The organism is Synechococcus sp. OH2 (genome assembly GCF_047462155.1).
Taxonomy (GTDB): Bacteria; Cyanobacteriota; Cyanobacteriia; order Thermostichales; family Thermostichaceae; genus Thermostichus.
This window is the reverse complement of record NZ_JANSIR010000058.1, coordinates 22,352-31,355: the sequence shown is the minus strand read 5'-3', so window position 1 is coordinate 31,355 and position 9,004 is coordinate 22,352. Positions and strand designations below refer to the sequence as shown.

The following is a 9,004-nucleotide window of genomic DNA, read 5'->3' as shown; positions in this document are numbered from 1 at the left end:
GGCCTGTGAGCGGGTGGGCATCGCCTCCTTTGGCCGCCATTTTTCCGCCCAAGACTCCCCCGCCCACCTGCTCGACGCCATCGCCCAACTCAACCAGGACGAGCGCGTCGATGGCATCCTCGTGCAACTGCCCTTACCCCCCGGCTGGGATCCCATCCCGCCCCTTCTGGCCATCGACCCCGACAAAGACGTGGACGGGCTTCACCCCCTCAACCTGGGCCGGCTGCTGCGCGGCGAGCCCGGCCTGCGCAGTTGTACCCCCCTGGGCGTGATGCGCCTGTTGCAAGCGGAAGGGATCCCGATTGCCGGACGAAAGGCGGTGGTGGTCGGTCGCAGCATCCTGGTGGGCAAGCCCCTGAGCCTGATGTTGTTGGCTGCCGACGCCACGGTTACCATGGCCCACTCCCGTACACCCAACCTGGCCGAAGTAACCCGCAGTGCCGACATTGTAGTCATGGCCGTGGGGCGCCCTCGCTTGCTCAAGGCAGAAATGGTGAAGCCGGGGGCTGTGGTGGTCGATGTAGGCATCAACCGTATCCAAGGCCCTGACGGAGCTGAGCAGTTGGTGGGAGATGTGGACTACGAAGCGGTTAAAGAGCGGGCCGCTGCCATCACGCCTGTGCCGGGCGGCGTGGGGCCGATGACGGTGACGATGCTGCTGGCCAACACCCTGGAAAGCTACAAGCTTCGCAGCCACCTGTAGCTGGAGGCTGTCCTCAAAATCCATGTCCTTGAAAAACTTCCAACCGCTGGCCACCAGGATGGAACCTTGGAGACATCAGCGAGGCTCCTTGTATAGCTTGTTACTCCGAGTGGCAGTGAGATGAGTGATCTTCAGGCCTGCTCGAGAGTCCCCGCGGGGGGAGCGCAAGAAGATTGCTAAGCGATAGTTATTCGCTGTCAAATTTTTGTCCAAATCCTTTACGTTGACAGTCGCAGATCGGGGATCGCTGTAACGTATGGATATGAACTTAGGTTAACTAGCGGCCCGTTTCCCCAGAACTGAAGCTCCGAGGGCGGGCAAGGAGTAGGGTCTCATGCTGCCGAGTGGCTCCCAAAATCCCCCTGAGCCGGCGGCCCAATCAGGGCAAGGGGATCCGGCTCCCTTTCTAACCGATGCTAGCTCTCCGCCTCCGCGAGCTACCACCACCGTCCCCTACGTGGTGTTGCACGGTCATTTCTACCAGCCGCCGCGGGAGGATCCCTGGTTGAACCGCGTTGAACGTCAGCCCAGCGCCAGCCCCTTCCACGACTGGAACGAGCGCATTTTAGCGGAGTGTTATCGTCCCAACGCCTTTGCCCGCATCCTGGACGATCAGGGGCGGGTGGTGCGCATTGTCAATAACTACGAATTCTTGAGTTTTAACTTTGGCCCCACTCTCCTCTCCTGGTTGGAGGAGCACGACGTTGAAGTGTACCAACGCATCTTGACTGCCGACCGCCTCAGCGCCGAGCGGCTGGAGGGACATGGCAATGCCATTGCCCAGGTCTACAACCACGTCATCCTGCCCCTGGCCAACGAGCGGGACAAGTACACCCAGATCCGCTGGGGGATCGCCGATTTCCAGCATCGCTTTGGCCGCTTCCCCGAAGGCATGTGGCTGGCGGAAACTGCCATCGATGCAGCAACAGTTGCAGCCTTAGTCGACTGCGGGATCCGTTTCGTCATCCTCGCCCCCAGCCAGGCGCAGCGCATTCGTCCTTTGGGTCAAACGGAATGGATCGATGTCAGCCAGGGCCAGATCGATCCCAGCCGGCCCTACCGCTGCTTTACCCCGGATCGCAGCGGCTACCTGGACATTTTCTTTTTTGACGGCCCTATCTCCCGGGATCTCGGCTTTGGCGATATTGTCTACAGCACCCAGTCGCTGGCAGAGCGGCTCCGGCTGGCCATCCGCCCTGACAGAGAAGGGGAACCCTATCTGATTAACTGTGCTACCGATGGCGAGACCTTTGGCCACCACAAGCGCGGCGTGGAGCGCACGCTGGCCTATGCCTTTTGCGAAGAGTTTCCCCGGCGGGGCTGGCAGGTGGGCAACTACGGCCACTTCCTCAGCTACCATCCCCCCGCTTGGGAGGTGCAACTCAAGCCAGTTACGGCCTGGAGCTGCGCCCACGGGGTGGGACGGTGGTCGCGCGACTGCGGCTGTGGGGCAGTTCCAGGCTGGCACCAGCGCTGGCGGCAACCGCTGCGGGAGGCCCTCAACTGGCTGCGGGATCAGTTGGCCGAGATCTACGAAACGGAGGCCAAGGCCTACCTACGGGATCCCTGGCTGGCCCGGGATCGCTACATCGAGGTGATCTTGGATCGGGAGCGCTGCGAGGCGTTTTTGCAGGAGCACCAGAGCCACCGCCTCACTGCCGAAGACCGGGTGCAAGTGCTGCGCCTGTTGGAGATGCAGCGCTACGGCCAATTGATGTTTACCAGTTGCGGCTGGTTTTTTGAGGAGCTGTCCCGTCCTGAGGGAGTGCAGATCCTGCGCTACGCGGCGCGGGCCATCGAGCTGGCGGCAGCAGTGGCGGATGTGGATCTGGAAGAAGAATTTCTGCGCCGCTTGAGCAAAGCCCCCAGCAACCTCGAGCTCTACAAAGATGGCCGAGGCGTTTACCAGGCGCTGGTGCGCCCCTGCCTAGTTAGCCCGCGGCGGCTGGTGGCTCAGCACGCCATGCTTTCCCTGTTCAACAGCATGCCCCGAGCTCCCGGATATATGCTGGAGCCAGTGGATCAGGAGCGCCTGGCTATAGGGGGATCCACCCTGCTGGTTGGGCGAGTGAAGCTCTCTTTTCCCACCACCTTTGAGGAGCATGACCTCATCTACGCTCTCCTCCATCTGGGCGGCTGGGACTTTCAATGTGGCGTCAAGCCGTTTACGGGGCGGCGCAGCTATGAGCAGTTGAAAGCCCGCCTGCTGTCTGGAGCCCACAGCCGCATCCAGGTGATCCTGACCCTGCAGGAGCTGTTTGGCCCGGAAACCTTTGACCTCAACGCTTTGACGGAGGAAGACCGGCAGCAGATGCTGCGCTGGTTAACCCAGGATACCCTGGATCGCCTAGCCCAGCTCTACCGCCAAACCTACCTGGAAAACTACGGGGTTTTGATGGCTTTTCGGGCCGATGGCCTGCCAATCCCAGAGGAGCTGTTGGCTGCTGCGCAGATCACCCTCAACCAGCGCCTGTTAAGCAGCTTGCGAGCGATGGAAATCGAAGAGGGCAAGCGGGATCACCTGCTGGAGTTGCGGGCCATTGCCCGCGAGGCGGAGCAGTTGGGGTGCCAGTTGCGGCGGGAAGAGGCGGCCCGGGTTTTGGATCGGCTCTTGCAGCGGGGGATGTGGCAGTTGGCCCAGGCAGCCGACTCGGAAACTCTCAGCGAACAGCTCCACAACCTAGAAGAGTGGCTGCGCCTAGCTGCCGATCTCAACCTGCCTATCCGCCTGGATCGCCTCCAAGAGCTCTACCTGCTGCGGCTAGAGCGGCAGCGATTAGAGGCGCTCCGCAGTGGCCCTGGGATCCCTGGCGAAGTCCTCCACTGCTTGCTGCGGCTGGGGCAACAACTTCGCATCAATGGTGCTGCCTGTCTCCAGCACCTACTGCCTCCAGCACCTACTGCCTCCAGCAACTGCTGAGGGCTAACCCCCATCGGGATGACAGGATTCGAACCTGCGACCCCTTCGTCCCGAACGAAGTGCGCTACCAAGCTGCGCTACATCCCGAGGTCAATCCAAAGCTTTGTAAGTATAGCATGCCATGCATGCTGTCTTCCCGCGGGTGGGAGCAGGGATCCCCGGCCAAGCGGGAGTCGTTCTGCGCTAAGCTATGGGGATCCACCGTTGCCCTACCGGAGTATGAGTCAGACCAAGGGTTTCAGCCAATCCAAGCCAGAGAAAAAACCGGCCAAGGCCAACACGGCTAAGCGCAAGGAAGCCGCCAAACGCTACGATGAGCTGAAAGCCAAGGGGATGCCGGAGTTCGCCATTTTTGCCCGGCGCCGCCAAGCTGAGCCCGGCAAACCCAACCCCTGGCTACCCGTGGGATCCCTGGCGGTCAGTCGCTCCAGCGCCATCCATCAGGCCATCTTCCAAAACGAGGAAGAGCTCAAAAAAGCAGCCGTCCGCCTCTTTCCCCGTCTTAGCAAAGTCAAAGACGAGCTGGAGTTTGGCTTTCGCCTCAAGGACAAAGAGTTTCAAGACGAGCCCATTCAGGTGGCAGTCCGGCCCCAGCCTTCGCCCCTTCAGAGCTGGATAGACAGGGTGCGCAGGTGGCTGGGCCTGGGCAAAAGAACTACCCAAGCCTCCAAGAAAGGCTAAGCCGTGGCAAAGGCTTTGGGTAGCCAGCTCAAAATCAAGGGGTTGACGATCTCTGGGCGCTCGTCGTGGGGACAATGGCCCGTCTCGGGAAGAGGGAAAAATTGGTAGTCGATCCCCTGCACATGGTTTTGAAAGCCGCGGCCCCGTTCAATAGGTGTCCAGGGATCCCGTTCGCCCCAGATCACCAGCAGCGGGCAGCGCACCTGGGGCAGCAGCGCTTCGGGGGTGGGGCCAGGGGGAGCGGTGAGAATGGCCGCAAACACTTGCTGCGCTCCCACGTCACAGGAAGGGGCGTAGAGGATCTCCACCAGCTCATCAGTGATGGCCGCAGGGTTGCAGTACACCTGTTCTAAGGTGGCGCGGATCCGCTGCCGCTGCCGCAGCCAATTAAACAGCAGTGGCCCCGTGACTGGCGAGGCCACCAGAGCAGTGAAGGTGGCCATGAAAACGCGGGCCATCGGGCTGAGCTCGTGGGAGCGATGGTTCAGGCCGCCGGCACAGTTAAGCAGCACTGCCCCTGCGGTCAGTTGCGGGTGCTGGGCGGCCATGAGCAGGCTAAGCAGGGCGCCGATGGAATTGCCAATAAACACTGCTGGCTGCCGCACGTGCTGCTGCCAAAAATCTGCTAGCAGCTCGGCCCACAGTTCTAGGCTGTAGGCAAGAACTGGCTTGGCCGAGCCGCCAAACCCCAGCAAATCCAAAGCATAGACCCGGTATCCCGCCGCCGCTAGCACAGGGATGTTGTGCCGCCAGTGGCCAATGGAGGCCCCAAAGCCATGCACCAAAATCAGTGGGGAGCCAGATCCCTGGACGACGTAGCGAATGGCGTGACCCCGCCAGCTCCAGGTTTGGGGAGCAAAAGGGGCAATGGGATCGGCTGCCAAACTAGCAGGAGGAGCAGTGAACACAGCCAGAAAAATGTGGGTCCCTACCTCCTCATCCTACCGCCACTCTCGAGTGTCCTTCTCTGCTGGCCATCGCCCCCACTCCCTTTCTCCGAGGAGATCTGGCTTCTCGGCAAGACTCTCAGGTAACCACATCCGGCTGCTGCCGACCGGTGCGAGCGCGGATCTGGGCGAAGTGATCCGCCAGTTGGATTAGCTCGGCTAGGGCCACCTGGGGATCCAGGCCATGCCGGCTGGGATCCGGCTCAAATCGCTCCAAGTACACCCGCAGAGTGGCCCCGTGGGTGCCGGTGCCGGAGAGGCGGTAGACGATGCGGGAGCCATCCTCAAAGCCAATGCGGATCCCTTGGTTGTGGCTGATGCTGCCGTCCACCGGATCCGTGTAGCTGAAGTCATCGGCATAGGCCACCGTCTGGGAGCCAAAGCGCTGCCCCACCCAGCTTGTCACGGAGCGCCGCAAGTGCTCCATCAGCTCCTCGGCCACCTCCACCGGCAGCCCCTCGTAGTCGTGGCGGGAGTAGAAGTTACGCCCGTAGGTGCGCCAGTGCTCTTCCACAATCTGCCGCACCGACTGCCGTCGCACAGCAAGGATGTTCAGCCAAAAGAGGACAGCCCAGAGGCCATCTTTTTCGCGGATATGGTTGGAGCCGGTGCCGAAGCTCTCCTCGCCGCAGAGGGTCACTTTGCCGGCATCCAGGAGGTTGCCGAAAAATTTCCAGCCGGTAGGAGTCTCATAGCAAGGGATCCCCAGCTTGGCTGCCACTCGGTCTGCTGCCTGGCTGGTGGGCATGGAGCGGGCGATCCCGGCCAGTCCCTCCCGGTAGCCGGGCACTCGCTGGGCGTTGGCCGCCAGCACGGCCAAACTGTCGCTGGGAGTTACGTAGAACTGGCGGCCCAGGATCATATTGCGATCCCCATCACCATCAGAGGCGGCGCCGAAATCCGGGCCGTCCTCCCGAAACAGCAGCTCCACCAGGGCGCGGGCATGCACCAAGTTGGGATCCGGGTGGCTGCCGCCAAAGTCGGGCAGGGGCTGGCCGTTGAGGACGCTGCCCGGCGCTGCCCCCAGGCACTCTTCCAGGATGGTGCGGGCATAGGGGCCGGTGACGGCGTGCATGGCGTCGAAGGCGATACGGATCCCAGAGGCCAGGTAATCGCGGATGGCGTCAAAATCAAACAGGCGCTGCATCAGGCCCAGATAGTCGGCCACTGGGTCGATGACGGAAAGCGTCAGGGATCCCAGCCGCTGCTCTCCCAAGCGGTCTAGATCCACATCTGGGGCTTCCAGGATGCGGTACTCCCGAATCTGCTGGGTGCGGGCGTAGATGGCCTCGGTCACCTTCTCCGGGGCAGGGCCGCCGTTGCCGATGTTGTACTTGATGCCAAAGTCTCCCTGGGGGCCGCCGGGGTTGTGGCTGGCCGAGAGGATAATGCCGCCGTAGGCCCCGTATTTGCGGATAAGGTGGGAGACTGCCGGCGTGGAGAGGATCCCGCCCTGGCCCAGCAGCACCCGCCCGATGCCGTTGGCTGCTGCCATCTTGAGCAGGATCTGGATGGCTTCCCGGTTGTAGTAGCGCCCGTCTCCGCCCACCACCAGGGTTTGGCCAGCGGATCCCTCGAGGACGTCAAAGATGGACTGGACAAAGTTCTCCAGGTAGTGGGGCTGCTGGAACACCTGCACCGGCTTGCGCAGGCCGGAGGTGCCCGGCTTTTGGTCAGGAAAAGGGATGGTGGCCACGGTGCGGAGGGTCATAAGCTGCCGAAACTCTGCTTGCCCCTCTACTATCTCATCCCCAGCCCTGCTCTTCTGCCCGCTCTTGGGGATTGGTTGTCGCCTCTTGCTGTAGCTTGCTGCCTCAGGATCCCTTGCCGCCAGGCTCAGGGCAGGACTTTGAGCGCCTGGCCGGCGCTGCGGCCATAGCGGCTGGGATCGTACATCTCCTGGACAAGGGCAGGGGCCACCTGGAACTGGCCGGGGATCTCCGGGCGGAAGAGGTAGACGAACTCGTGGCGGCCCTGCCTGAGCTCGGTGCTGAAGAAGGCCACGCGGTCGTCGCGGTTTTCTTGATGGGTCCAAAACCAGTCCCACCAGTAGTCGGGGGCCGAGCCGGTGAGCAGCCGCGGATCCTGGGAGGTGATCTCGGCGCCGCTGGGCAAGGGATCCTCGATCACCACATAGTGGCTATCCCGCTCAGCTTCCACCGTCAACCGGGCCAGGAGCACCTCGCCGGCGCGCACCGCCTCGCCGGGGCGCAGGAGCTGTTCTCGGTAGCGGATCTCTCCGTTGGCTTGGGGTTGGGGCTGTAGGCGGAAGTAGCTGCGGCTAATGGCAAAGCCTTGGCTTTGAGAGGGCAGAGGGTTGGGAACAAAAGCTTCTCCCCTCAAGCTGTAGTAGAGGGGGCCGGTGCCGGATTTTTCTAAGCGCAGGCGGCGCAGGGTGCTCACTTCGGCGTCGTCCCAGTCCAGCACCTGGCGGGGATCCGCAGCGCTGGCCTGCCAACGTGCCAGTTCAGCTCCGCTCACCTCCTCCAACACCCGCACCTGGCCGGGGTCGGGCTGTTGCTGTTGCTGGGCTTGGTAGTAGGCCACCAGGCCCAGGAGGGCATCGGCGGTGGCTTTGGTGGTGCGCCAGCGGTTGTCCTGCCGCTGCTGGAGAAGGGCGGTGGCGATCTCGCCGGCGCGGCCATCCTGCAGGCGCACGGCCAGTTGCAAGAGGGGCCCGGCCACCTCCAGGTCGTCGTAGGTGGAGCGCTCCCCGGTCGGCGGGGCGGAGGCGGCAGGAAGAAACCAGCGCCCCTGGGGATCCCTTTGCCGCCGCTCTAGAACCTCATCCAGAGCCGCTTGGGCGGGATCCCGCTGGCCCTGTTGCAGGGCGGCCAGCCCGCGGTAGGCCAGGCCAAAGGTGGAAAGCTGCGGCGGCGGCGGCAGCTCAGCAGTCACCAGCGCCGGATCCCAGAGGGCCAGGCTGTAGGCCACAAAGGCCCGCAGATCGGGGGAGAGGGGTTGGAACTGCTGCCCAGCCAGGTACTCCAAAGCCCGCTGCACCCGCCACTCCTTGAGGGCATAGCCAGCGGCCTGGGCGAGATGATAGCCCTGCAGGATGTAGGCGGTCAGGTAGGGGTTGCTGGTGTCGTAGGCCCACCAGCCCCAGCCGCCGTCATAGTTCTGGGAGTCCTCCAGCCGCTGCAGGCCGGCTCGAACCACCCGCGGCAGCCGCTCCAGGGTGGGCGAGCGCAGGTTCAAGCCCAACTGCTTGCTGGCCTGGGCCACCGCCAAGGCGGGCAAAAAGCGGCTCAAGGTCTGCTCGGTGCAGCCGTAGGGGAACTGGACGAGATAGTCCAACGGCCCCAAAAGCTCCGCTGCCGGGCTGGCGGCCAGTTCCAGATGCAGGTGTCGGGATCCCGGCACCCAAGTGGCCGGCCAATCCAAAGGCAGCTCAAGGCTGTTCGCCTGCAGCCGCCCCGTTTGGAAGAAGCGGTGTACTGCTCCCAAGGGCTGGCTGGGGATCCGCAGTTGCAGCGCATCCTGCAGCCCCTCCCCTTGCGCCCAAACCCGCACAGGGGTATCGCCGGCCCCCAGCACCTGCAGCGGCCATTCCACCCGCTCCGCCCCTTGGGCGGGCACGGTCAGGCGTTGCCGTTGGGGGCCCTGCACTTCTAGGTTTCCGGGCACTTCCAGCCCCACTTCCACTGCTTGGGCTTGACCGGTGCGGTTTTGCACGATGGCCGCCAAGGTGAGCCGATCCCCCACCCGGAAAAAGCGGGGGGTGGCCAGGCGCACCAAGAGGTCTTTGCT

The 9,004-nt window shown here is 63.3% G+C and carries 6 protein-coding genes and 1 tRNA gene; 3 read left to right on the top strand and 4 right to left on the bottom strand.

The annotated features are described in order from the left end of the window. Together folD and NW835_RS04780 are read left to right on the top strand one after the other, a co-directional pair. On the top strand, nt 1–703 hold a 703-nt coding region (folD, locus tag NW835_RS04785; RefSeq protein WP_414414654.1), incomplete at its 5' end, for a bifunctional methylenetetrahydrofolate dehydrogenase/methenyltetrahydrofolate cyclohydrolase FolD. A 334-nt stretch (nt 704–1,037) separates the two neighbouring features. Continuing rightward, nucleotides 1,038–3,623 (top strand): DUF3536 domain-containing protein, encoded by a 2,586-nt coding sequence (locus tag NW835_RS04780; RefSeq protein ID WP_414414653.1) that lies wholly within the window; start codon nt 1,038–1,040, stop codon nt 3,621–3,623. 13 nt (nt 3,624–3,636) lie between these two features. On the opposite strand, the gene NW835_RS04775 is transcribed toward NW835_RS04780, so the two are convergent. Further along, a tRNA-Pro gene (locus NW835_RS04775) sits at nt 3,637–3,710 on the bottom strand. Between the two features lie 132 nt (nt 3,711–3,842). Between NW835_RS04775 and NW835_RS04770 the strand changes: the two genes are divergently transcribed. After that, a complete protein-coding gene (locus NW835_RS04770) occupies nt 3,843–4,304 on the top strand; it encodes an HHL1-like protein (protein WP_414364481.1) in 462 nt (153 codons plus the stop codon). Here NW835_RS04770 and NW835_RS04765 read toward each other — a convergent pair. From NW835_RS04765 to NW835_RS04755, 3 genes are all read right to left on the bottom strand, one after another. Next, entirely contained in the window at nt 4,301–5,212 is a 912-nt protein-coding gene (locus NW835_RS04765) for an alpha/beta fold hydrolase (protein WP_414414652.1), read from the bottom strand. The two genes, NW835_RS04770 and NW835_RS04765, sit on opposite strands and share 4 nt — an antisense overlap. A gap of 118 nt (nt 5,213–5,330) precedes the next feature. Then, the gene (locus NW835_RS04760) at nt 5,331–6,962 is read right to left on the bottom strand and encodes an alpha-D-glucose phosphate-specific phosphoglucomutase (RefSeq protein ID WP_414414651.1); all 1,632 of its coding nucleotides are present in this window, start codon (nt 6,960–6,962) and stop codon (nt 5,331–5,333) included. Between the two features lie 125 nt (nt 6,963–7,087). Further along, nucleotides 7,088–9,004, bottom strand: a 1,917-nt coding sequence (locus NW835_RS04755; protein WP_414414650.1) for an alpha-2-macroglobulin family protein, incomplete at its 5' end; no start/stop codon positions are given.

What these genes read in the sequence shown, in the direction of transcription:
- NW835_RS04780 (WP_414414653.1), top strand. Translation starts at nt 1,038, where the DNA reads ATGCTGCCGAGTGGCTCCCAAAATCCCCCTGAGCCGGCGGCCCAATCA.
- NW835_RS04770 (WP_414364481.1), top strand. Translation starts at nt 3,843, where the DNA reads ATGAGTCAGACCAAGGGTTTCAGCCAATCCAAGCCAGAGAAAAAACCG.
- NW835_RS04760 (WP_414414651.1), bottom strand. Translation starts at nt 6,962, where the DNA reads ATGACCCTCCGCACCGTGGCCACCATCCCTTTTCCTGACCAAAAGCCG.